The organism is Grimontia sp. NTOU-MAR1, assembly GCF_035758505.1.
GTDB lineage: Bacteria > Pseudomonadota > Gammaproteobacteria > Enterobacterales > Vibrionaceae > Enterovibrio > Enterovibrio marinus.
In genome coordinates this window covers 135,529-160,229 of the sequence record NZ_CP142108.1, presented here as the reverse complement: position 1 = coordinate 160,229, position 24,701 = coordinate 135,529, and the positions used below count along the sequence as shown (strand labels likewise).

22 protein-coding genes are annotated in these 24,701 nt (G+C 47.5%); 19 read left to right on the top strand and 3 right to left on the bottom strand.

All coding sequences use genetic code 11. The features are described from left to right. Positions 1-84 precede the first annotated feature (84 nt). From bioA to VP504_RS00780, 8 genes are all read left to right on the top strand, one after another. On the top strand, positions 85-1,365 hold the full coding sequence (bioA, locus tag VP504_RS00815; RefSeq protein WP_325892488.1) for an adenosylmethionine--8-amino-7-oxononanoate transaminase: 1,281 nt from the start codon (positions 85-87) through the stop codon (positions 1,363-1,365). A gap of 62 nt (positions 1,366-1,427) precedes the next feature. Further along, positions 1,428-1,979: an LON peptidase substrate-binding domain-containing protein gene (locus tag VP504_RS00810; RefSeq protein ID WP_325892487.1), complete on the top strand. Its 552-nt coding sequence runs from the start codon at positions 1,428-1,430 to the stop codon at positions 1,977-1,979. A 68-nt stretch (positions 1,980-2,047) separates the two neighbouring features. Beyond that, a complete protein-coding gene (locus VP504_RS00805) occupies positions 2,048-2,680 on the top strand; it encodes a sigma-70 family RNA polymerase sigma factor (RefSeq protein ID WP_325892486.1) in 633 nt (210 codons plus the stop codon). Next, on the top strand, positions 2,673-3,341 hold the full coding sequence (locus VP504_RS00800; RefSeq protein ID WP_325892484.1) for a ChrR family anti-sigma-E factor: 669 nt from the start codon (positions 2,673-2,675) through the stop codon (positions 3,339-3,341). Before VP504_RS00805 ends, VP504_RS00800 begins: the two co-directional genes overlap by 8 nt. A 330-nt stretch (positions 3,342-3,671) precedes the next feature. Continuing rightward, on the top strand, positions 3,672-4,910 hold the full coding sequence (gene sstT, locus VP504_RS00795; protein WP_325892483.1) for a serine/threonine transporter SstT: 1,239 nt from the start codon (positions 3,672-3,674) through the stop codon (positions 4,908-4,910). A 269-nt stretch (positions 4,911-5,179) separates the two neighbouring features. Continuing rightward, entirely contained in the window at positions 5,180-5,728 is a 549-nt protein-coding gene (locus VP504_RS00790) for an ECF-type riboflavin transporter substrate-binding protein (RefSeq protein WP_325892482.1), read from the top strand. An 8-nt stretch (positions 5,729-5,736) separates the two neighbouring features. Next, positions 5,737-7,434: an ABC transporter ATP-binding protein gene (locus VP504_RS00785; RefSeq protein ID WP_325892480.1), complete on the top strand. Its 1,698-nt coding sequence runs from the start codon at positions 5,737-5,739 to the stop codon at positions 7,432-7,434. After that, positions 7,431-8,270, top strand: a complete 840-nt coding sequence (locus VP504_RS00780) for an energy-coupling factor transporter transmembrane component T family protein (protein WP_325892478.1) — start codon at positions 7,431-7,433, stop codon at positions 8,268-8,270. The genes VP504_RS00785 and VP504_RS00780 overlap by 4 nt, the downstream gene beginning before the upstream one ends. Positions 8,271-8,317: 47 nt before the next feature. Here the strand turns inward: VP504_RS00780 and mlc are convergent, their stop codons facing one another. Then, positions 8,318-9,532, bottom strand: a complete 1,215-nt coding sequence (gene mlc / locus VP504_RS00775; RefSeq protein WP_325892476.1) for a sugar metabolism global transcriptional regulator Mlc — start codon at positions 9,530-9,532, stop codon at positions 8,318-8,320. A 260-nt stretch (positions 9,533-9,792) separates the two neighbouring features. Here mlc and queE point away from each other — a divergent pair, with 260 nt between their 5' ends. Further along, the gene (queE, locus tag VP504_RS00770) at positions 9,793-10,455 is read left to right on the top strand and encodes a 7-carboxy-7-deazaguanine synthase QueE (protein ID WP_325892475.1); all 663 of its coding nucleotides are present in this window, start codon (positions 9,793-9,795) and stop codon (positions 10,453-10,455) included. 84 nt (positions 10,456-10,539) lie between these two features. Here queE and queD read toward each other — a convergent pair whose 3' ends face one another. Continuing rightward, positions 10,540-10,902 carry a 6-carboxytetrahydropterin synthase QueD gene (gene queD, locus VP504_RS00765; protein WP_325892474.1) on the bottom strand — a complete coding sequence of 121 codons (363 nt, stop codon included), beginning with the start codon at positions 10,900-10,902 and terminating at the stop codon, positions 10,540-10,542. A 226-nt stretch (positions 10,903-11,128) separates the two neighbouring features. On the opposite strand from queD, the gene VP504_RS00760 reads away from it, so the two are divergent. The 3 genes from VP504_RS00760 (at position 11,129) to VP504_RS00750 (ending at position 15,870) form a co-directional block, all read left to right on the top strand. Next, positions 11,129-12,733 carry a methyl-accepting chemotaxis protein gene (locus tag VP504_RS00760; protein WP_325892473.1) on the top strand — a complete coding sequence of 535 codons (1,605 nt, stop codon included), beginning with the start codon at positions 11,129-11,131 and terminating at the stop codon, positions 12,731-12,733. 227 nt (positions 12,734-12,960) lie between these two features. Next, positions 12,961-14,361: an asparagine--tRNA ligase gene (gene asnS, locus VP504_RS00755; protein WP_325894092.1), complete on the top strand. Its 1,401-nt coding sequence runs from the start codon at positions 12,961-12,963 to the stop codon at positions 14,359-14,361. A gap of 315 nt (positions 14,362-14,676) precedes the next feature. Next, positions 14,677-15,870 (top strand): amino acid aminotransferase, encoded by a 1,194-nt coding sequence (locus VP504_RS00750; protein ID WP_325892471.1) that lies wholly within the window; start codon positions 14,677-14,679, stop codon positions 15,868-15,870. Positions 15,871-15,994: 124 nt separating this feature from the next. Here the strand turns inward: VP504_RS00750 and folE are convergent, their stop codons facing one another. Then, a complete protein-coding gene (gene folE, locus VP504_RS00745) occupies positions 15,995-16,651 on the bottom strand; it encodes a GTP cyclohydrolase I FolE (protein ID WP_062712598.1) in 657 nt (218 codons plus the stop codon). 344 nt (positions 16,652-16,995) lie between these two features. Between folE and moeA the strand changes: the two genes are divergently transcribed. The 7 genes from moeA (at position 16,996) to pstB (ending at position 24,485) form a co-directional block, all read left to right on the top strand. Beyond that, positions 16,996-18,231, top strand: coding sequence for a molybdopterin molybdotransferase MoeA (gene moeA, locus VP504_RS00740; RefSeq protein WP_325892470.1), 1,236 nt, complete (start codon positions 16,996-16,998; stop codon positions 18,229-18,231). Positions 18,232-18,239: 8 nt separating this feature from the next. After that, complete coding sequence (gene moeB / locus VP504_RS00735) at positions 18,240-18,989, top strand: molybdopterin-synthase adenylyltransferase MoeB (RefSeq protein WP_325892469.1); 750 nt, start codon at positions 18,240-18,242, stop codon at positions 18,987-18,989. A gap of 205 nt (positions 18,990-19,194) precedes the next feature. Continuing rightward, a complete protein-coding gene (locus tag VP504_RS00730) occupies positions 19,195-20,814 on the top strand; it encodes a putative bifunctional diguanylate cyclase/phosphodiesterase (protein ID WP_325892467.1) in 1,620 nt (539 codons plus the stop codon). Positions 20,815-21,014: 200 nt separating this feature from the next. Beyond that, positions 21,015-21,836 carry a phosphate ABC transporter substrate-binding protein gene (locus VP504_RS00725; protein WP_325892466.1) on the top strand — a complete coding sequence of 274 codons (822 nt, stop codon included), beginning with the start codon at positions 21,015-21,017 and terminating at the stop codon, positions 21,834-21,836. Positions 21,837-21,922: 86 nt separating this feature from the next. Then, entirely contained in the window at positions 21,923-22,834 is a 912-nt protein-coding gene (pstC, locus tag VP504_RS00720; RefSeq protein ID WP_325892465.1) for a phosphate ABC transporter permease subunit PstC, read from the top strand. A gap of 5 nt (positions 22,835-22,839) precedes the next feature. Continuing rightward, positions 22,840-23,685 (top strand): phosphate ABC transporter permease PstA, encoded by an 846-nt coding sequence (pstA, locus tag VP504_RS00715; RefSeq protein ID WP_325892464.1) that lies wholly within the window; start codon positions 22,840-22,842, stop codon positions 23,683-23,685. A gap of 35 nt (positions 23,686-23,720) precedes the next feature. Then, positions 23,721-24,485, top strand: coding sequence for a phosphate ABC transporter ATP-binding protein PstB (gene pstB, locus VP504_RS00710; RefSeq protein ID WP_325894091.1), 765 nt, complete (start codon positions 23,721-23,723; stop codon positions 24,483-24,485). The last annotated feature ends 216 nt before the right edge of the window (positions 24,486-24,701 follow it).

The window sequence follows — 24,701 nt, the reverse complement described above, 5'->3', positions numbered from 1 at the left end:
CGATAACTTGTCCAGTCTAAAGTCGCCCTTTACAATGTCAACAGCAAACACTTTCTATGGTTTACATCTGGGTATTTTTTGAGCATGGATATCGCATTCGACCGCAATCACATTTGGCACCCTTATACATCCACCATTAACCCGTTGACGTGTTATCCCGTCAACCGGGCGAAAGGCGTTCACATTTATCTGGAAGATGGCACTGAGCTTATTGACGGCATGTCGTCTTGGTGGGCGGCGATTCACGGATACAATCACCCTGCATTGAATGAAGCTGTTACTTCTCAGCTCGCCAACATGTCTCACGTGATGTTTGGTGGCATCACCCACGAGCCAGCGATCGAATTGTGTAAAAAGCTGGTAGCCATGACACCACCTTCGCTTGAGAAAGTATTTCTGTGTGATTCAGGCTCTATTTCTGTAGAAGTCGCACTCAAAATGGCGCTTCAATATTGGCACTCAAAGGGGGAAAGCCGGGCGAAGTTCTTGACGCTTCGCCACGGCTATCATGGCGATAGTTTTGCAGCAATGTCAGTGACAGACCCAGATAACTCAATGCACAAGCTCTATAAAGGCTTTTTACCAGAACACATCTTCGCGGACTCTCCGCAATGCGGTTTTCACGATGAGTGGGACGAAAATGATATTGCTGATTTCAAAGACAAGCTAGAAAGCAATGCAAAGCAAATAGCAGCAGTAATCCTCGAACCGATTGTTCAAGGTGCGGGTGGGATGCGGATTTATCACCCAACCTTCCTAAAACGCGTGAGGGAACTGTGCGACGAGTTCGGTATTCTTTTAATCTGTGATGAAATCGCTACAGGCTTTGGGCGCACAGGCAAGCTTTTCGCCTGCGAACATGCCGACATCGAACCTGACATTCTCTGCTTGGGTAAAGCCCTAACGGGCGGCTATATGACCATGGCAGCCACAATCACCTCCAAGCACGTTGCAGACACAGTGTGTGGCGGAGAAGCAGGTTGCTTTATGCATGGCCCTACCTTTATGGGAAACCCACTCGCAAGTGCAGTTGCCAATGCCAGCCTCCAATTACTCCAAGATACGCCCTGGCAGGAAAAAGTGCATGCTATCGAGACTAGGCTGGCTGAAATACTACCTCCTCTGCTTGAAATGCAGCATGTCAAAGATGTGCGTTGGCTGGGCGCTATTGGTGTCGTAGAAACCCACTCTCCAGTCGATGTCGACATTATTCAAAAACACTTTATTAACAAAGGGGTATGGATCCGTCCGTTCGGCCGACTGGTTTACATCATGCCTCCCTATGACATGAGCGGTGTGCAACTGCAGCAATTGGTTGATGCCATTCAAACCGGTCTTGCTGACTTTTTCGATAGCAAAGAATAGGCGAAGGTGATCGCGCGGATTGGAACCTACGTAAATTTCTAAGTGATTTTATGGAGGTTTCAATGCAGTTAGGTCTTTTCCCGTTACCACTTTTCTTGCTTCCCGGCGGCGTGACGAAGCTACGAATTTTTGAGCCACGCTATGTGCGCTTAGTCAAGGAGTCGATGGCAAATGACAGCGGATTCGTGCTTGCAATGAAAGACGGTGATGCAATTTGTCGTTTCGGTACGCATGTGAAGATTGTTGATTTTGAAACTCTGCCCGACGGACTGCTGGGTGTCACTATCCGCGGTATATCACGTGTCAAACTCGCGAATATCGGACAAGAAGAAGATGGACTTTGGATTAGCGATACCGAAGTACTCCCTGACTGGAATGAAAATGAAGGTGCCGGCGATCTCGGGACAGCACTTGAAAATCTCTTCGAAGCACATCCCGAGCATGCCTCTCAGTACAACAGCGAGCACAGGTTTGACGACATGTTATGGGTTTGCCAGCGTTGGTTAGAAATCCTTCCTCTCGCAAACAACCAACGTCAATGGTTTCTCGCACAACACGACCTTCAAGAGGCCAAACAATTTATTTCACTACTGCTTAGCGAAGAAAAAATTTGATGTATTAGTGATCCGAAATCAAATCTAATTCGTTTCGACTGATAAGACATTTAAAGGACACAATCATCATGGAACTGGTCGAAAGCACTTATAATTCAGGCAACCAGAAACCTTCAAACAGTCGGTCATCTATGTCTACACCTACTCCTGAGCACCTAGCGGAGTTACTCACACGCGTTGCAGAGAAGAGAGATGACAAAGCATTCTCAAATCTTTTCAGCCACTTTGCACCGAAAATTCGTGCCTACGGCCTCCGTCATCTGCGAGCCGATGGCCAAGCGATGGAACTGGTTCAGGAGACCATGATATTGGTCTGGCGCAAAGCGCATCTTTACGATGGTTCCAAAGGTGGAGCGTCAACTTGGGTTTTCACTATCATGCGTAACGTCAGCTTTGACATGCTCAGAAAAGTTAAAAGCAACAGAGAGGACTGTTTGAGCGGAGACATCTGGCCGCTTATCGATGGAGAGGTCGGTGACCAAGAAGACGAAGCGCTGCAAGAGCAAATTCAGACACAGCTCCTTTCCTATATTGACCTACTCCCTGATCTTCAGCAGCAGGTAGTAAGAGGCGTCTATCTAAAACAACTGACACACCAAGAACTCGCAGATCAGCTCAATGTGCCCCTAGGCACCATAAAATCGCGATTAAGATTGGGTTTACAAAAACTGCGTAGTCATTTGGAGGTAAACAATGATTAAGTACCATCCGTCTGAAGCTTTACTTGAATCACACGCGGCGGGTGAATTACCGGCGTCAATGTCTATCGCCGTCGCGGCTCACTGCGAACTGTGCTCCTGCTGTGCAGAGAAACTTGCTCAATACGAAGCAAAAGCTGCCGACGCAGCATTCAATGACGATATCTTCACGGAGCAACAAAGCGCCCACGAAGATATTTTCAGCGACATGATGGCGTCTATTGTTAACGGAGAAAACGCGCCATTAACTAAAGTGTCCGCTTCACCTGTGTCAGAGATAGAAGTTGCAGGCGAACGATATAAACTGCCAACTGCACTACGCCGATATCATCACTTGGGTTGGAGCTCTATTGGTTCAATCAGTCGCGCCAGACTTCCTTTAAACGAGGGCGACACAAGAGCCAGCCTATTGCACATCGGTATGAACGGCAGCGTTCCAAGCCATACGCACAAAGGAATGGAAGTCACCTTGTTACTAAGTGGGCACTTTGAGGATGAGCACGATAAATACGTGCCCGGAGACTTTATTATTTTGGATAGCACAAACCACCATACGCCGCAGACCCACGACGGTTGTCTCTGCTACACCGTGGCTGATGCTCCGCTTCATTTTACAAAAGGCGTGAGCCAATTGCTAAACACAGTTGGACATGTCATCTACTAGAAGAATGTACTGTTGCGAATCCATTAGTTAAGTATATAAAGCGCTCTTTGGGGCGCTTTTTTACTGTTACCATTAACAACTAAAAAACATTTGGATATACAATATTTTAAATTACCCTATACACACATATCGTTATATAATAACGCAAACGCGATCTAGTATCGTATTTTATGTCAATTTTCACTTTACAGAACGCCAGCCATCCTGATTTAATCCATTCGCTAACCTCGCGTTAACAGATTTATACCCATTTTACCTTGAGCGTAATGACGTTTGAGGCTTTGTCGGTTATGGGCCCCCAAGACCCTTACACAGTGAAGTGAGAATAAAATGAAGCAAACACAATCCCCCCTAGCCCGCGTTACCAATACAAGTCTGGTTGTCCAGATTCTGATTGGTATTGTTGCGGGTGTAGCACTGGCAAGCTTCTCGCCAGAAAGCGCCAAAGCCGTCGGGTTTCTCGGTGAACTCTTCGTTAATGCGCTGAAAGCGGTAGCGCCAATTCTAGTATTCATTCTGGTTGCCGCATCTATTGCTAACCAGCGTAAAGGCCAACACACCCACCTTCGGCCCATCGTCATCCTTTATCTTGTTGGTACTTTCGCGGCTGCATTGACAGCGGTGACCATGAGCTTCCTGTTTCCGACTGAACTGACGCTAACCACTTCTGACACTGCAGTAGCGCCACCTGAGGGTATAGCTCAGGTTATTACTACCCTGCTATTCAGCATCGTTGATAACCCAATCCATGCGCTGATGAATGGTAACTTCATTGGCATTCTGGCTTGGGCAATTGGTTTGGGTATTGCCCTTCACCACGCGAATGACACCACGAAAACCGTTTTCGGTGACATAGCAGAGAGCGTGTCGTTTATCGTTCGCAACATCATCAAACTGGCACCGCTGGGTATCTTTGGTCTGGTCGCTAAAACCTTTGCGGAAACCGGTTTTGAAGTACTGATGGGTTATGCACATCTGCTGGCTGTCCTACTTGGAAGCATGGCAATCATTGCGTTGGTGGTTAACCCGATCATCGTTTACTTCAAAACACGCTCAAATCCTTACCCATTGGTACTCCAATGTCTGCGTGAAAGTGGCATGACCGCATTTTTCACCCGCAGTTCGGCAGCCAACATACCTGTTAACATGCAGCTGTGTAGCCGTTTGAAACTCGACAAGGATACTTACTCGGTGTCGATTCCTTTGGGTGCAACCATCAACATGGGCGGCGCAGCAATTACCATCACAGTGCTGACGCTCGCTGCGGTTAATACACTGGGTATTCAAGTAGATTTAGCAACGGCACTTCTGCTGAGTATCGTTGCGGCTGTTTCTGCATGTGGCGCATCCGGCGTAGCAGGCGGATCCCTACTGCTTATCCCTCTCGCATGTAACCTGTTTGGCATCCCGAATGACGTGGCGATGCAGGTTGTCGCAGTGGGCTTCATTATTGGTGTGGTTCAGGATTCTGCAGAGACCGCATTGAACAGTTCGACTGACGTCGTGTTCACTGCTGCAGCTTGCCGTGAAGTAGAACGTAAAGCGGTATTGGAAAAACTGGCTAAGTAAACTGTAAACTTCCTCTATATCTCTGTCTAAAAGGCGCTTAGGCGCCTTTTTTGATTTAGTCTTCGAGCCTTTCTCAACTTCGTTCCGGTCAACACTTCGTCAAGCGTCTACCTTGGTTTACAGAAAGGTTTAGACGTCTAGACTGATAGCTTTCCTTTCTCGAATTTTATCTTATATAATCCCGCCTCATTTTTTGCGAGCAACTTAAAACAATTGCATTACGGAGCGTCCTGGCTGGCCTTCGATTAGCCGGGTGCGAAAGGTTATCTATGAATTTCTCTGCAAAAACAGTCGTTATCATTGCTATCGGTGCCGCACTCTACGGCATCGGTGGTTTGCCTATGTTTGGTATTCCCGTTTTTGCCAACACCACACTGAAGCCTGCCATGGCAATTCTCGCGCTTTTCAGCGTCCTCTTTGGCCCAGGCGTTGGCTTCTTTGTCGGCTTTATTGGCCATTGGGTCACTGACCTATTCGCTGGTTGGGGAGTTTGGCTGACCTGGGTTTTAGGCTCGGGTATCGTCGGTATGATCATCGGTCTCTTTCCTGTTCTAACCAGAAAACGTCTCAAATACGGCCATTTTAGACTGCCTGATATTTTGCTGTTTTCCCTGCTGGCATTGGTAGGCAATGTGGTTGGTTACGGCTGTTCAGCGTTTCTCGACACTATTTTGTATGCAGAACCCTTCACCAAGGTCTTTATCCAGCTATGCATCATCGCCGCAGGTAACGCGTTGCTGGTTTCTGTCGTCGGCTATTTCATCCTGCAGTCTGTCGCCAAGCGCAACAGCCAGTGCCGTAACCTCACTGAGGCCTGACATTCTTCATGACCATCGAATTTAAGAACTTCAGCTTTCGTTACGACGCGCTGGTAAACCCGACGCTAAAGAATATCAACCTTCGCATTGAGAGAGGTGAAAAAGTCCTGATTATCGGCCCAAGCGGTAGTGGTAAGTCCACCCTGGGTCAATGTATCAACGGTTTGATCCCTCACTCCGTAGAAGGCGACGTTTCTGGGGAATTGTTCATTGACGGCAGGCGCGCGAGCTCAATGTCACTTGTTCAGTACACCGAGCAAGTAGGTACCGTTTTGCAGGATACAGACAGCCAGTTTGTCGGCCTAACTGTCGGTGAAGACATAGCTTTCGCACTGGAGAACCAGCAAGTTCCGGTTGGAGAGATGTACCCAATTGTGAAAGCCACCGCCCAGATGGTTGAGCTGGAAGCCCTGCTCAATCATGCACCACATGATTTATCCGGCGGTCAGAAACAACGCGTTTCTCTTGCCGGTGTGCTTGTCGACGATGTCGATGTGCTTCTGTTCGATGAGCCACTTGCTGCCCTCGACCCAAAGACGGGAAAACGCACTATAGAAATCATCGACCAACTGCACCGTGATACCGGTAAAACGATCATCATCATTGAACATCGCTTGGAGGATGTACTGACCAAGCATGTCGACCGTGTCCTCCTGATGGATAACGGCACTATCGTGGCTGACACCACACCTAATGCGCTGATGATGTCAGACCTGCTTGAAACCCATGGTATCCGCCAGCCACTGTACTTTTCTGCTCTAAAACATGCTGGTTGTGTGCTGGCTGAGTCAGACTCTCCTGCCTATCTGTCAGCACTGCCCGTGGAGCGGTTCAAACAGCAACTACAAGGTTGGGCAACCTGTGCTGGACGCATTGTAAGTCTGGAGAAAAACGACTCACCACTGCTGATCGTAGACGGCCTCACCTACTCCTACGACGGTGAGAAAAACGCGCTCGAAGACATCTCCTTCACCATTCATCGTGGTGAGCTGGTATCTATTCTGGGTAAGAATGGTTCGGGGAAGTCCACGATTACCAAGTTGATCATGGGTGTATTGGCGCCAGATGCAGGGAGCATCATTTTTGACGGTCAGGATTTCAACCAGCTTTCGATTTTTGAACGAAGCAAAAAAGTCGGCGTGGTGATGCAGAACCCTAATCACATGATCTCCCATCACATGATCATGGATGAAGTGGCTTTCGGTCTAAAACACTTAGGATTGGATGAGCTCGAGATCGAGCGACGTTGTTTTGAAGTGCTTGAATTCTGTGGCCTGAGTAAATACCGACACTGGCCGGTTGACGCGCTGAGCTATGGCCAGAAAAAACGTGTCACTATCGCTTCAATTCTGGTGATGGAGCCAGAATTACTGATTCTGGACGAGCCGACAGCGGGTCAGGATTACCGCAACTACACCGCGATGCTTTCTTTCATCAAGCGACTGAATAAAGAGCGGGGCGTGACCGTAATGATTATATCTCACGACCTGCACTTGGTGCTTGAAAACACCACCCGCTCTATCGTGATTGCTGATAGTAAATTGACCGCTGATGCACCGATGACAGCTGTGTTCAGCCAGCCTCAGCTGTTAGATGCAGCCAACCTAACGACCACCAGCTTGTATGAGCTGGCAGAGCAGGCAAACATCAGTGACATCAACGGTTTTATGCAGCAGTTTATTGAGACAGAGAGCAACGCCAAATGAAGGCATCCAAAATGAAGTTTGGTATTAGCTACATTGATTCCCAGTCGCCACTTCATTCGCTGAATGGCATCACCAAATTTACCTTATTTATGGCGTGGGTGACAGTAGTTCTCACTACGTTCGATCTACGTATTATTGTGGCAATGGTATTGCTTGGTCTGACCTTGCTGAAAATGACAGGCGTGGCATTTCAGGTCTACAAACCCCTGTTGATTGGCACCTTAAGTGTTTTGGGTATGAATGCAATATTCATGTTCCTGCTTGCACCGCAGCAAGGCTCTGATTGGACAAATACCACAACAGAGATTATTGCGTTACCCGGTAACTATTCACTCACTCAAGAAACCTTGTTTTACCTGCTTACGGTGACGCTGAAATACTTCAGTATGTTCCCAATCGCGCTGGTATTTGTGTTTACCACCCATCCAACAGAGTTTGCATCTAGCCTCAATCGCATTGGTGTTCCTTACAAAATTGCTTATGCTGTAAGTCTGACACTTCGCTACTTACCGGAAGTGAAGAATGATTTTGTCAATATCATGCATGCGCAACAAGCACGCGGTGTGGATTTTTCAAAAAACGTCCCGCTGATGACACGTTTTCGCGGTGTGGCAAATATCCTTATCCCATTAATTTTTTCCAGCTTAGATCGTGCGGACGAAATCTCTAATGCCATGACCCTCCGCGGCTTCGGGCGCAATAAATCCCGTACCTGGTATAACGACCGACCTCTTGCGCTGAAAGACTGGAGCATGCTAGCGATGATTGCTATCTGCGTCGCGCTGGCATTAACCAAACGTTCGCTCGACAATGGCATCGTCTGGTATCCGCTATAAACGAAAAAAGGAGCCGATGGCTCCTTTTTCAACTTCGGAAAATCTACTTAGCCTTCCAGCACCTTCATCAATAAGTACCCATCATACATGGCGCGTTTTACAAGTGCCGCTCCCGGCATCGTTGCCTGTGTATAGAAATAGCTTTCTTCCAACATTAGATTCTCAAAGTAATGTGGCAACGTTTGATTCTGGATGCGCTCAATGATCGCCGGGTACAATACAGATTTCGCTTGGTTGAACTCACCGCCAATCAAAATTCGCTCGGGATTAAACAGATTTACCATAATAGCAATTGCCTGCCCTAGGTTATGACCCAACTCAGTAATCACCTTCACGGCCACGCCATCACCCGCTACCGCCGCTTCACACAGAGAATCAATGGTTAACGATTTGTCCTGAAGCACGCTGTCATGGCCTTGGTCAAGAAGGGTTTGAGCGTCCTCCAATACAGCCTGCAAACTAGCAACCGTTTCCAAACAACCGCTGTTGCCGCAATAGCAGCGCTTACCAAATGGCTTGATTTGTATGTGACCAAGTTCGCCAATGTTGCCCACCTGACCTTCCAGAACTTTGCCATCAATCATAATCCCTGCGCCAACACCATGATGAATCGAAATTAGCACTGAGTTTTCGACATCACGAGCATTACCAAACAGCTTTTCTGCCAGTGCCCATGAGCGGGTATCATTACCAATGAACACAGGTAAGCCCGTTGCCCGATGAATCACTGGACCCAAAGGCATATTGTGTACGTCATAGTGTGGCATTTGAATCACAATGCCCTGAGTGCTATTCACTAAACCAGGCAATGTAACTGCAATAGCAGTGACGCGATCAACCACCTCAGAGTAGGTAGAGAAAAACTGATTAATGTGCCGCTGAATCAGTTCAAGCAGCAAGTCCTGCTCGAGAACAACAATATCGTGACGCTCTTCTACAAGGATATTACCACCCAATTCATGTAGTGCCAGTGTCAGATATCCGCGTCCAAGACGGATTGAGAGAAACTGCCAGCCCTCGTTATTGAGCACAAGACCAATAGCTGGACGCCCACGACTTGCAGGCTCGCCGTATTCAGTTTCTTTGACTAAGTGGGCCTCTATCAATTCTCGGGTTATCTTGGTAATGCTGGCAGGCGCTAACTGACTGCGCTTAGAGAGTTCAATTCGGGAGATTGGCCCTAGCTGATCGATCAACTTGTAGACTGCTCCAGCGTTGTTACGCTTGATGTGATCTATGTGTCCTGGCCGGGCGAGAATCATCCCATGCTCCCTGTGAAATTCTTTAATATTGAATTTTTTTACTTTGCGAAGTAATTGTGAAGCGTCATTAGATAATGTCGTGAACCACGTCACGAGCAAATTGATTTAGCGTAACGATAAATCGCTCAATTTCCTAAAATCAACAAGTTAGCACCATTTCAATCTATAACCCTTATTCCTCTTCATTTCAGGTCAAGACAGCCGCTGTTGAAACTGACATAATCTGCCCCCTCTTTGAAACCAATGACTGTTTTAGCGGTATGTACAACGTCAACGAAATATTCGAAACCATTCAGGGTGAAGGGACCTTCACCGGCGTTCCTTCGGTCTTTGTTCGCCTTCAGGGCTGCCCAGTTGGCTGTCCTTGGTGTGACACGCGCCAGACTTGGGACACACTGCCAGCAGACGAGCGGGATTTTGGCACCATCATTGCCAAAAATGGCGATAGCCCGCTATGGACCAAAGTCTCCGCCGAAGAGATTCTTGCACACCTGCAAGCCAGCTATAGCGCAAAGCACGTGGTGATTACAGGCGGAGAGCCTTGTATGTTTGACCTTATCCCTTTGACCTCCCTGTTGGAATCAAACAATTACCGTTGTCAGATTGAAACCAGTGGTACATACGCCGTGAAAGCCACGACAAATACCTGGGTGACCGTTTCTCCTAAGATCAATATGCGTGGAAAACTACCGGTTCTGATAGAGGCTCTAGAGCGAGCTAATGAAATCAAGCACCCAGTCGGTACAGAAAGTGATATAGAGAAGCTGGATAATTTACTCAAAGACATTGATTTAAGAGGGAAAGAGGTAGCATTGCAGCCAATTAGCCAAAAAGCGCGTGCTACAAGCCTCTGTATCAAAACCTGCATTCAAAGAAACTGGCGTTTGTCTATTCAAACACATAAGTATCTAGAGATTGCCTAAATAAGAGATATAGTTCACTTATCTTTCAAGGCACAAAAAAAGGGCCATATTGGCCCTTTTCTACTATTGAAATTAAGCGAAATACTACTCACCCGTGTAGATGCAACCCGCAGTGCAAGTCTCTTTGATCATGACTTTGCTCAAGATTGGCAGTTCAGGCTTTAATTGCTCCCAAATCCACTTAGCCAATACTTCGCTGGTTGGGTTTTCCAAACCTTCAATATCATTCAGATAGTAGTGATCCAGACGGTCATAAATTGGTTTAAATGCCTGCTTAATCTCTGAAAAATCAACCACCCAGCCAGTATGCGGGTCGACTTCGCCTGCTACATAGATACGAACCAGGAAAGAGTGGCCATGTAGACGACCACACTTATGCCCTTCTGGAACATTCGGTAGTCGGTGTGCCGCTTCAAACATGAATTCTTTAAATAGTTCGGTATGCATTATTAGCGTTCCTGTGATCGATAGTTTTTACATTGCGCGGCGATGCTACTCAATTATTGCGTTCAGCTCAAACTGAATCAGACGCAAATCCTTTATCTATCGTTGCGAGATACCCCATAAAAATTTATGTCGCAATAATCACACATTAACATCATGGATAATACTCATTCACAATTATGTAGGTAAACTGTTGAAAATTATAACTACATGGAAGTGACACTCAACAATGCGCCTACCAATAGCGGCTAAAATCCTCTTTGCCTTACTCGGTATTTTTTCTGTCGTTTTAGCTGTTTCGTTGATTTACCAAAACAACCAACAGAAAACATTTGTTACCGATATAGTCGGAGAACAAACCCTCGATAAAGCCAGTAACTATTTTGACAGTCTGAATATGATGATGCTGACAGGCACTATTCATCAAAAGGAAGCACTGAGAAATAAAGTTCTGGAGCAAAACGGAATTGAAGATGCTCGCGTTGTTCGCGCTGAAGGCATCACTAAAGTCTTTGGTCCCGGCAACCCTGGTCAAGCAATTCTGGACAGTATTGACCAGCGTGCCATCGACGGAGAAACCGTTGTAGAGCGTGTCACTCGCGACTATGGGCCAAGTATTGTTGTAGCCCTTCCGATGAAGGCCAGCTCAAACTACCGAGGCACAAATTGCCTACAATGCCATATCGTTCCCGAAGAGACAGTGCTCGGTGTGGTCAGGTTGGAATACAATCTTTCTTCACTCTATGAAAACATCAACGGCCAAATGCTAATAACTGCCGGGATCATGAGTGCGATAACCCTTGGCGGCTTTGCCCTGACTTTCGGCTTTATTCGAGTCAGTCTTGTTTCTCCCATGAAGCGAATCTCCCGCTTTATGCACCGTTGCAGTGAAGAGAAGAATCTCAGCCAGCGACTTACCATGCACCGTGACGATGAGATCGGCCAGCTAGCCGCAAGCTGCGATACACTGCTCGACAGTTTCTCCAGCAGTTTGAACCGGGTGAAAGGCACTGCCACCGCGCTACTTCATGAAGCGACAGTCCTCACCAATGTCTCCAGCGAAACTAACAAGCTAGTTGAAAATCAGCGCCGCGAAACGCAGGAGATGTCATCTTCTATTGATGAAGTCCAACACCACCAACACATCGTAGAAGAGAAAACCACTGAAGCAGCCGAACTTAGCGAAGCTTTGGCAGAAAGCGCGCACCAAGGCCGCCACGTTGCGGAACTGGCCGCGGAACAAATTCAACAACTCGTGCAGGAAATTGATCAGGTTCGTCACCAGATCCTTGAGGTAAACCAACAAAGCAAGGAAGTGAACAGTATTCTGGAGGTTATTCGCGGTATTGCAGAACAGACTAACCTTCTGGCACTTAACGCTGCAATTGAAGCTGCCCGCGCTGGCGATCAAGGTAGAGGTTTTGCGGTAGTAGCAGATGAAGTACGTAACCTAGCCAGTCGAACCCATGACGCTACAGGTGATATTCAGAACATCATAGAACAACTCACAGCCGATGCTGACCGTTCAGCTTCAGCCATCGAGACCACTTGCGAAAACACGGCTCAGCGCTCTGATACCGTCATGCAACTCTCTAACTCACTTGCTCAGATTGCTGAAGAAATCCTGATTGTGAATGCGAACGCCAAAGATATCAGTCATGACACCGCACATCAGGCTGAAATGTCGGATGGACTTAGAGAACAGGTCATCACTATTCAGTCTCATGCAGAGAATACTTCGACCAATGCAAACCAGACTCAAACCTCCAGTGCGAACCTGAAAAACCTCGCCGATCAACTGGAACAACTTATTGACGAGTTCAAATTGGCTTAAGTTGGATACTAATCCATCAGTTAAAGGGGCCTTCTCGCCCTCTTTTTCTTTATACCCGTCGAAATGTGCTGGTTTTTTCTTCGATCTCATCGCACCATGAAGCCTCTCTATTCCTGCATCTTGAGGTAGCTTTGGTATGCGGGTAAACTCTTCTGTCCTAGTGCGAATTATCCCAGCCCGACGACGACAGATCGTCGGGTATTCTTCAACGGAGTTAGATGCAAATTATGAACTATGTGCCTGTAGCAGACGTCCTGCACGGCAAAGCGGCAGTAGACACAGAAGTCACTGTTCGCGGTTGGATCCGCACACGTCGTGATTCAAAAGCCGGTATTTCTTTCCTTGCCATTTATGACGGCTCTTGTTTTGATCCTATCCAGGCGGTTGTTCCTAATGAGCTGAATAATTACCAGGAAGAAGTATTGCGTCTTACCACAGGCTGCTCTGTAGAAGTTACCGGTACAGTGGTAGAGAGCCCGGGACAAGGTCAGGCATACGAGCTGCAAGCGACTAACGTTAAAGTCGTTGGTTGGGTTGAGGACGCTGACACTTACCCAATGGCAAAAACTCGACACTCTATCGAGTACTTGCGTGAAGTAGCCCACTTGCGCCCACGCACCAATGTAATCGGTGCGGTAGCACGTGTACGTAACTGTCTGGCTCAAGCGATTCACCGCTTCTACCACGAGCAAGGTTACTTCTGGGTTTCTGCGCCACTCATCACTGCGTCTGACGCAGAAGGTGCTGGTGAGATGTTCCGCGTTTCTACGCTGGATATGGAAAACCTGCCACGTAACGATAAAGGTGCGGTAGATTACAACGAAGATTTCTTCGGTAAAGAGACCTTCCTAACCGTATCTGGTCAGTTGAATGCAGAAGCGTACGCGTGTGCAATCAGCAAGGTATACACCTTCGGCCCTACTTTCCGTGCTGAAAACTCAAACACCAGCCGCCACCTTGCGGAGTTCTGGATGGTTGAGCCAGAAGTTGCGTTTGCAGAGCTTGACGATGTAGCGAAGCTGGCAGAAGACATGCTGAAGTTCGTGTTTAAAGCTGTGCTTGAAGAGCGCCGTGACGACCTAGCGTTCTTTGCTCAACGTATCGACAAAGAAGCTATCAGCCGTCTTGAGAAGTTTGTTGAATCTGACTTCGCACAGGTGGATTACACCGATGCTATCGACATCCTGATTAAATCTGGCAAGAAGTTCGAATTCCCTGTTGAGTGGGGTATCGATCTGGCTTCTGAGCACGAGCGCTTCCTGGCTGAAGAGCACTTCAACGCACCAGTTATCGTGAAGAACTACCCGAAAGACATCAAAGCTTTCTACATGCGTTTGAACGATGACGGTCAGACTGTTGCTGCGATGGACGTTCTGGCACCTGGCATTGGTGAAATCATCGGTGGCGCACAGCGTGAAGAACGTTTGGATGTACTAGACGAGCGTATGCGCGCGATGAATATCGACCCAGAGCACATGAACTGGTATCGCGACCTGCGCCGTTACGGCACTGTGCCACACGCTGGTTTCGGTCTGGGCTTCGAGCGTCTGGTTTCTTACGTAACGGGCATGGGTAACGTTCGTGACGTTATTCCATTCCCACGTACCCCACGTAGCGCAAACTTCTAATCCATTTTGGATTTTTAAAAAGGTCGCGAAAGCGGCCTTTTTTGTCTGTAAATTTTCTTCATTCGTTCACCTCGCATATAAGTGGTCCTAGCACGTCCAACTCCCCTTCTCATGCGAGTTTCAAGATTTTGTGTTATCCCTCCAAAACTAATGTGCCTGACCTCACGCCTTTAAGAAAAGATAGAAAAATAAGGGTTTTAGAGTCCTCTGACAGCCAAGTGATAGGTAAACGTAAAAAATCCTCAAATTTCCGTTTTATTACGATCAGTCAAATGTTATAAAAAAGAAAGTTACTAACGCCATGGATGAACGACGATGTTTGAAAAAATTGCAGCGGCTCCCGCCGACCCTATTCTGGGCCTAACCGAAGAATTCAAGGCCGATGCCCGTGCTGAGAAAATCAATCTGGGTGTAGGTATTTACAAGGACGAATCCGGAAATACCCCTGTTCTGGCCACCGTTAAAAAAGCAGAAGCTGTTCTGCTGGAAAACGAGACCACTAAATCTTATCTGGCGATTCCAGGTACCCCTGAATACGGTCTGGCAGTGCAAAAACTGCTGTTTGGCGCTGATGCTCCAGTAATTGCAGACAAACGTGCACAAACTGCACAAGCTCCGGGTGGTACTGGCGCACTTCGTCTGGCGGCGGAATTCATTAAACGCCAGCTTGGCGGCGTGAAAGTTTGGGTGAGCAACCCAACTTGGGCAAACCACAATGGCGTATTCGCAGCAGCAGGTCTGGAAGTAGCACAGTACAGCTACTACAACGCAGAAACCAAAGACATGGATTTCGACGCGATGTTGGCAGACCTGAAAACCGCAAGCGCTGGTGATGTTGTGCTTCTGCACGGCTGCTGCCACAACCCAACCGGTATCGACCCAGATGCTGGCCAATGGCAACAACTGGCAGCACTGGTGAAAGAGAAAGGTCTTCTGCCTCTGTTTGACTTCGCTTACCAAGGTTTTGCAAAAGGCGTTGAAGAAGACGCTGCAGGGCTGCGTATTTTCACTGAAAGCTGTTCAGAGCTTCTGGTCGCAAGTTCATTCTCGAAAAACTTTGGTCTGTATAATGAGCGTGTTGGTGCGTTCACACTGGTCGGTGAATCTGCCGAGCAAGCAGCAACTGCATTCAGCCAAGTGAAGAGCATTGCACGTGTTATCTACTCTAACCCGCCAGCACATGGCGCTGCGGTAGTGACTGTTATCCTGAATGATGCCGCACTGCGTGCAGAGTGGGAGCAGGAAGTAGCTGACATGCGTGTTCGTATTCAAGCAATGCGCGAACTGTTTGTAGCAACTTTGAAAGAAGAAGGCGTAGACCGCGATTTCAGCTTCATCGAACGTCAAAACGGCATGTTCTCTTTCTCTGGCCTGACCAAAGAGCAAGTGAACCAACTGAAAGAAGAGTTCGGTGTTTACATTGTTGGCTCTGGTCGCATCAGCGTTGCTGGTATGACCCGCTCAAACATGGGCCCACTATGTAAAGGTATTGCTGCTGTTCTGAAATAGTCCGGAACGATAGAGACAGAAAAAGCGCCAATTGGCGCTTTTTCTTTTTGAGCTGCTTTATGTCAGCCTGATTTGTACCAATCACAGTAGGTAGGTGATCAGATATTTACTACGATTGGTATTATTAGCCGATGCCGTGAAGAAACTCCGCGCGGGTTGAAGCATTCGATTTAAATATGCCACCCAAAGCAGTTGTCGTCGTCGCACTCGTTGCATCCATCACACCACGCGCTTTCACACAGTAGTGGGTGGCATTCATATGGACTGCTACGTTATCGGTTTCCAACAAGGTTTGTAGAGCCACCAAGATTTGACGGGTCAAACGCTCCTGAACTTGTGGCCGCTGGGAAAAGAAGCGCACGATGCGATTAATCTTCGAAAGACCAATAATCTTGTTCTTAGGCAGATAAGCCACAGTACACTTACCGTCTATCGTTACCAAGTGGTGTTCACAGGTACTGGTCAGCGTAATGTCTTTCACCCGCACCATCTCGTCACAGCCCATCTTGTTGTCGATAACTGTGATTTTTGGGAAGTTGGTGTAATCAAGACCGGAAAATACCTCGTCCACATACATTTTTGCTATGCGTATCGGTGTTTCTGTCAAACTGTCATCTTCCAAGTCGAGATCCATTGCAGTCAGAATCTCGCGCATGTGGTATTCGATTTTCTCTTTCTTCTCTTGGGCGGTCATCGACGAACCGGCCTGCATCGGAGTCTCAATACCACGTGCTATCAGCGCCTCACGGACCCGTTTTGCAGAATCGTTCAATGCTGTCATAGTCTTTCCTCGGATCGTTCCAATGTTATAGTTTTATTTATTACTCGCCTTTTGAGGACAAGGATCAATGTACTGTCAGAATTTTGAAGCATAACGTTAATGCCAAGAAAATTACACCTCGAATTGCGTGTGGGCATTAGTTTCCGCCCACAAAGTTTGCGATAATATCGCCTTTCTTCTATGAGCCGGGCGGAATACGCTCTGACATAAATCTCGTTGCCCCGATGGCGAGAGCCTAATGTACATCTCAACATAGAGATCATAGGCTAAGCATCAAAGTTACGTCATATGACCTGACATTTGTAATCGGCTACAGTATTCAAAAATCGAAAGAGAGTTTTTATATGGATTGCTGCGACACGCCGGGATTAATGCCCGTTTCTGAGGCCATTACCACCCTTCTGGAGAACACGACGCCGCTCACAGAAACAGAAGTGGTCTCTCTCGTGAATGCGCAAAACCGCATTACTGCGCAAGACATCTGCTCACCGCTAAACGTGCCTCCTTTTGCCAACTCAGCCATGGACGGATATGCGCTTCGCACCAGCGATCTGACAGAATCAAATACACTGACGTTGGCAGGCAAGTCATTTGCCGGTGTTCCTTTTGAAGGCGAATGGCCCAAAGGCAGTTGTATTCGCATCATGACGGGTGCAGAAGTACCAGAGGGTGCGGACGCCGTTATCATGCAGGAGCAAACGACGGTTCAGGGCGACCAGATCACTTTCACTGCATCAGCCCAGCCACAGCAAAACATCCGCCCGATTGGCGACGACGTTAAAGTGGGTGATGTCGTGATTCCTAAAGGCACCCTACTGACACCGCGTGAAGTACCCATGCTGGCGACACTTGGTATTGCTGAGGTTACCGTTATACGTCGACCAAAAGTCGCCTTCTTCTCTACTGGAGACGAATTACGTCAGGTTGGTGAAACACTGGGCAAAGGTGAAATCTACGACAGCAATCGATACACCATTCGTGCCATGCTGGAAAAAATGCATTGTGAAGCCATTGACCTTGGCGTTGTGCCGGATTGTCCTGAAAAGCTTCGCGAGACTTTCCTAAGTGCAGCTTCTCAAGCAGATGTCATCGTGACCTCCGGCGGCGTCAGCGTAGGTGAAGCAGATTACACTAAAGACGTTCTGGATCAGGAAGGCGAAGTCGGTTTTTGGAAAATCGCTATCAAACCGGGTAAACCTTTTGCATTTGGTAACGTAAAGAATTCCCTTTTCTGTGGCCTTCCAGGTAACCCGGTTTCTGTGCTCGTAACACTGCATGTATTGGTACAGCCATTGTTGGCAAAACTGGCTGGTCACACACAATGGCAACCAGCTATCAAACTGAAAGCCAAGGCCGAAACCCGCTTCAAGAAAGTATCTGGCCGTGCCGATTACCAACGCGCGATTTATCGTACGGATGAAAATGGCAACTTGCTGGTGTCTACAACAGGCAATCAAGGTTCAGGCGCATTTAGTTCTTTGTCTCTGGCGAACTGTTTTGCAGTACTTGAGCAAGATCGCAATCATGTGGAAGTGGGAGAAACCGTCACAATTGAACCATTTAACGCTGTAATGAACTGAGGAAAAACGTGGATATTCTCTCTCCTGAAGAAGAACTCAGATATAACCGTCAGATCATTCTGCGTCAGTTTGACTTTGACGGTCAGGAAGCACTTAAAAAAGGCAGTATTCTGGTTTTGGGCGCTGGCGGCCTTGGTTGCGCCGCCACGCAGTACCTTGCAGCCTCGGGGATCGGAAAAATAACCCTTATTGATGATGACATCGTAGAGCTTTCCAACCTGCAACGACAGGTTCTCCACAATGACAGCTCCATTGGCGTACTGAAAGTGGAATCTGCAGCAGCCAACCTTCGTAAGATCAACCCACACACCAAGGTTGAAACCATAGCCAAACGGTTAAATGACGAAGCCTTACAAAAGCTAATACAGTCTCACGATTTGGTCATGGACTGCTCGGACAACGTTGAAACCCGGAATCAGCTAAACCGTCTGTGCTTTAAATTAAAAAAGCCACTTGTGAGTGGCGCAGCCATTCGCCTTGAAGGGCAGATTGCAGTGTTTACTTATTCTGATGACGAACCCTGCTATCAGTGCTTGAGCGCCCTTTTTGGTGAGCAATCTTTGAGCTGCTTAGAAGCAGGTATTCTTAGCCCAGTTATTGGTATCATTGGCGCTTGTCAGGCACTAGAAGCCATCAAACTGTTATCGGGTTTCGCTCCCCCTCCAACACGAAAAGTGATGCTGTACGATGCCTTGAGCAGTGAGTGGCGCGACTTCAACCTGCCTAAATCTCCAACCTGCCCTGTCTGCAATAACTAACACACTCAGATTGATTTGCTGACACTTTTCTCAATTTCGAAAATTCTCTACTACATTTATAACAGCTTATGCTGCCTTAGCATATTAAGGCAGCCTTAATCCCTTGCAAGGGTCAACTGACATTTGGTGATGGTTTTTGCATCAAGACTTAACCACCAAATGTCTATAGACCCTAGTATTTCACAACGGGCGAAGTGATAGGACGATGATAAAAACCGTCTCGATAGTGCTTGTCATACTTGGAATGCTCGCCCTGATTTCGGCGCTCAAATCTTCGATCGCCCTATACCATCGAGATCGCCGCCCATCCACGTTCAGCTTTATTCCCGTCATGCTCGGTTTCGTCTTGGGATACGTTATCTTCGCAGCCTTCCTGTCTCGACAGACTGAAGCAACAATCATCGAGTTCATCGTCGCTGCAGTTTTTTTTGGCGGTGGTATATTTTGTGTAATGATCTTCAGTGTGGTTTCCCGAAGCATGGAGCGGATAGCCTTCGTTGAATTTCAGCGGCGCCACAACGAGTCACATGATTCTTTGACGGATTTGCCGAACCGGCGATTTTTACTGAAAACCATTGGTCAACAAATTATCGAGTGCAATATCTCTGAGCAGCGATTTGCACTTATCATCATTGATATCAATAATTTCAACAACATCAATGAAGTCTTCAGCCACAAGAAAGGCGATGTACTGCTTGCCCAGTTTTCCTCCCGCTTAAAAGAGTTTGTTCAGGATGAAATATTTCTCGCCCGCTCCAGTGAGAATCGCTTCACCATGATTTTAAACGACCCTGAAAACATAAATATTGCCACGCACATCGAGAACCTTCAGGGCTATCTTGATCACCCGCTGACGATCAATGATCACGATGTGAACTTAACGAACACAGTGGGTGTAGCCCTTTACCCAGAACATAGCCGTAATGCGGAAGAGATTCTCAAGCGCGCAGAAGTTGCCATGTACAACGCCAAACGTATTCAAGCCCCGTACGCAATATATGAACCTTCCACGTCCAGCCATTTTTACGACCAAACAGAATTAGCTGACATGCTTCATAATGCCATGGAGAGCATGGATTTCGAATTGCACTTTCAGCCAGTTATGAATGTGCAAAGCCCACATAACACAACGTTCGAGGCCCTAATTCGCTGGCCTCTCAGCGACGGTTACTGTGTTAGCCCAGACGATTTCATCCCCCTCGCCGAACAGACCAATACGATAAAAAAAATCACCCATTGGGTACTGGAAACCACATTTGCCCAACTGGCAGTCTGGCGCAACCAGTCCATCACTCCTCAAGTTCAAGTCAATCTGTCGGCAAAGGACATTGAAGACGATTCACTGGAACCGTATTTATCGAAACTGATCAGTCGTTACGCGGTCAATCCTGCCCAGTTAACGCTGGAAATTACAGAAACCAGCATGATGCAAAATCCCGCTAAAGCGCGTGTTGTGCTAGAGAAAATTAAAAAGTTAGGTATATCGCTTAGTATTGATGACTTTGGTACCGGGTTTTCATCACTATCGATTTTGAGCAACATGCCTATCGATGAGATTAAGATTGATCGTAGTTTTGTGACTGACCTTCTTTACAGCAGCAACCACGAAGCCATTGTTAGATCAACTATTTACCTAGCCCATAGCCTTGATTGCCGCGTGGTTGCGGAGGGCGTAGAAACCGAAGCCTTGGGAAAATATCTGGTATCAATTGGTTGTGATAAGATCCAGGGTTACTGGTATGGCCGCCCAATGAACCTCGCACAGACCGACGCTTGGCTCAATGAAACGTTACTGGTCAATTCGCGTGTGGCCAGCCAAAACTAACAACCCATCTACCCCAAAAAAGACCGCCCCATTCACTAATTTAATGATTTACCAGAGAATCATAGGTCCCATTTCTGACTTCTTCCCCCGTCATCAATGCTTAATTTAGTTGAAACATGAGTGTCATAAAAGAGACCTAAAGTTGCCATCGTTGACTCATACACGTCCTTCAAGAAAGGCAACGATTAAGGAAATCTATAATGAAATCAAAAGTATTCACGGCGCTTTGTATGGCTGGTGCGCTCGTTGCTCATTCTGCAACTGCTCAAGAAACAATCACCGTATCTGGCTCGACATCAGTAACAGAGGTCATGGAAGTTTTGGCTGAGACATACCAGACCCAAAACAACAACACTTTTATCGAAGTACAAGGAACAGGTTCTTCCGCCGGTGTAAAAGCAGCGAAAAACGGGACCTCAATGTTCGGTATGGCATCACGTGAACTGAAAGACGCTGAAAAGGAGTCTGCATTAAAAGAAACTGTCATTGCGCGTGACGGCATTGCGGTTGTGGTAAACAAAGCAAACACGCTGGACGATCTGACAATCGAAGACATCGCAAAAATCTACCGTGGCGAAGTACAGAACTGGTCTCAGGTTGGTGGCGAAAACAAACCAATCGTCGTCGTTACCCGTGATACGGCATCAGGCACCCGTGGCGCATTCGAGGACATCATGGGCTTGAAACGTAAAGTTAACGGCATCAAAGTGTCTGCTATCTCCCAACGTGCTCAGGTAGGTAACGGTAACGGTGTTATCAAAACTATCGTCGCAAACAATCCATTCGCAATTGGCTACATCTCTCTGGGTTCAATTGATGAATCACTGAAAGCAGTGAAAGTAAACGGTGTTAAACCAACATCTGAAGCTGTCGCAGCAGGCGATTACAAAGTGGCTCGTCCATTCCTGGTACTGAGCAAAGAGGGCAAACCTTCTCCAGCGGCCGACGAGTTTCTCAAATGGGTAGTATCAGCAGAAGGCCAGAAAATCGTTTCGAACCAAGGCTACGTGCCAGTTAAGTAATACCCTTTGGCCTGCCAAGTTTGGCAGGCCACCTTTACCAAGTTTTTAATCCCTTCTGTCATCACCTGACACAAAGGACAGCAACTATGACCATCGCAACTGAACAATCTATCCAAATCCCAGCCGGTAAACTGGGTAATGGAAAGCGCCAAGATTGGCGCGAAGAAATCTTCCGCGCGCTATTCCTTACAGCCGCTACACTGGGCGTATTGTCTCTCGCGACTATCGGCTTCTTTATTTTCCGTGAAGGCCTCCCAGCTATCCAGGAAGCTGGTGCTACCAGTATTGTTACCGGTTCAGAATGGCTTCCACCCGCCCTGTATGGCATTGCACCTATGATCGTGGCGTCACTGGCTTCCACTGCAGGAGCCGTGGCACTGGGGGTTCCGGTTGCAGTACTGACCGCCGTATTTATCGCAGAAGTCGCTCCCAAGTGGTTGGCAAACATAATCCGCCCAGCGGTAGAACTCTTGGCAGGCATTCCTTCCGTGGTTTACGGCTTTTTTGGACTGGTTATTATCGTGCCGATGATCCAGGACATATTCAACGTCCCAGCTGGTAACACACTTCTGGCAGGTATCATCGTGCTCGCAGTGATGATTCTACCAACGGTTATCGCCGTCTCTGAAACCTCACTGCGCGCTGTACCTAAAGCATACAAAGAAGGCTCTCTGGCACTTGGGGCATCGCCGATGTTCACTACCTTCAAGCTGCTGGTGCCGGCGGCCCGCTCAGGCATCATGACTGGCGTCATCCTTGGTATTGCCCGCGCATTGGGTGAAACCATGGCCATCATTATGGTCATGGGGAATGCTCCAGCTATGCCTAACAGCCTTCTCGAATCAGCACGCACGCTCACAGCCAACATTGCTCTGGAAATGTCATACGCTTCAGGTGTACACGCCAGCGCACTTTATGCAACAGGCATCGTCCTTCTCGTATTTATCATGATCCTGAATGCTTCCCTGCTTTACCTGAACCGCGAAAAAGCGAGGTAATGACAATGTTGACTCGTCAAATGAAAGACAAAATCTCGCTGGTCACTGTATGGGCTGCTGCCGCAATGACCGTGGGTTTCCTATTCTGGATTATCTGGTACATCCTGAGCAATGGCCTTCAATATGTGGACTGGTCATTTATCACCAGTGATTACACCCGCATTGGCGAAAAATCAGGTATCTGGCCGATGATTGTCTCCACCATTTATATGGTTATCGCATCTATCGCTATCGCCGCCCCTATCGGCATCATGACTGCAATTTATCTGACTGAGTACGCGAAAGTCGGCAGCCGTCTCGTGAAAGTCATTCGCTTCTGCACCGAATCTCTGGCGGGTATCCCGTCTATCATCTTCGGTTTGTTCGGTATGACATTTTTTGTTGCTGTGCTTGGCCTTGGCTTCTCCATTCTGTCTGGCGCACTGACGCTGAGCATTCTTATTCTGCCAGTGATTATCCGTACCACAGAAGAAGCGCTGATGGCAGTGCCTCAAACCTATCGAGAAGGCTCGTATGGTCTGGGCGCATCGAAAATCTACACTATCTGGAAACTGATTCTACCGAGTGCCATGCCGGGTATTGTTACTTCCATCATTTTGAGTGTAGGCCGGGTAATTGGCGAATCTGCACCGGTATTTCTGACAGCAGGTATGGTCGCACGTATCCCAGAAAGTGCGCTGGATTCGGGCCGCACATTAACCGTACACCTCTACAAATTAACCCAGGAGCTCTACACCATTCACGAATGGAACCAGGCGTATGCCACCGCGACAGTACTGATTGTTGTCGTGCTGTTTATCAACATGCTGACCAAGATTATCGCCAGCAAATTTAGCAAGGCCACTTACTGAGCCCGGGAGAGAACACAATGATGACTGCAACTGCAATGAGCACAGCAAACAAATTCGATATCGAAAACCTGAACCTGTTTTATAACAACGGCGCAAACCACGCCTTAAAAGATATTTCCCTGCCTATCCCAATTAAAAAAGTCACAGCACTGATTGGCCCTTCTGGCTGCGGCAAATCAACACTGCTGCGTTGCCTGAACCGAATGAATGATTTAATTGAAGGTGTAACAATTAACGGTCGCTTGGATATGGACAGCGAGAACGTTTACGGCAACATCGATATTGCCAGTCTCCGCATCAAGGTGGGAATGGTATTTCAAAAGCCAAATCCATTCCCTATGAGCATCTATGACAACGTGGCGTACGGTCTTCGTGCTCAGGGCGTGACTGACAAGAAAAGACTGGATGAAGTGGTTGAGAAAAGCCTGCGTGGTGCAGCACTTTGGGATGAAGTAAAAGACCGCCTCAAGTCCCACGCTTTCGGCCTTTCTGGCGGCCAGCAGCAACGTTTGTGTATTGCCCGCACCATTGCCATGGAGCCTGAGGTGATTCTAATGGACGAACCAACCTCAGCGCTCGACCCTATCGCCACCAAGAAAATCGAAGATTTGATGGAAGAGCTTAAGAAGAATTACACCATCGTCATCGTGACACACTCCATGCAACAAGCGCGTCGTATTTCTGACCGCACTGCCTTCTTCCTTATGGGCGAATTGGTAGAACATGACGAAACCGCTAATCTGTTTGCCAATCCTCGTGACGATCGCACCCGTGGTTATGTAAACGGCGATTTTGGTTAAAAGCCACGGAAATAGAACGACTATTCCTCGTGAAATTTGCCTCGAATTGAACGCATTAATGATCTCTGAATACGAGCATCTTCAGGTTGTTTTGGTATAACAATCGCGATGCATTATTCCCCCGTCTAGCGGGGGATTTTTTATTTCTGCGTTAAAAATCCACCAGATCCAACTGGCTGATATTTATAAAATATCGATCTTTAGGTTAACAAATCG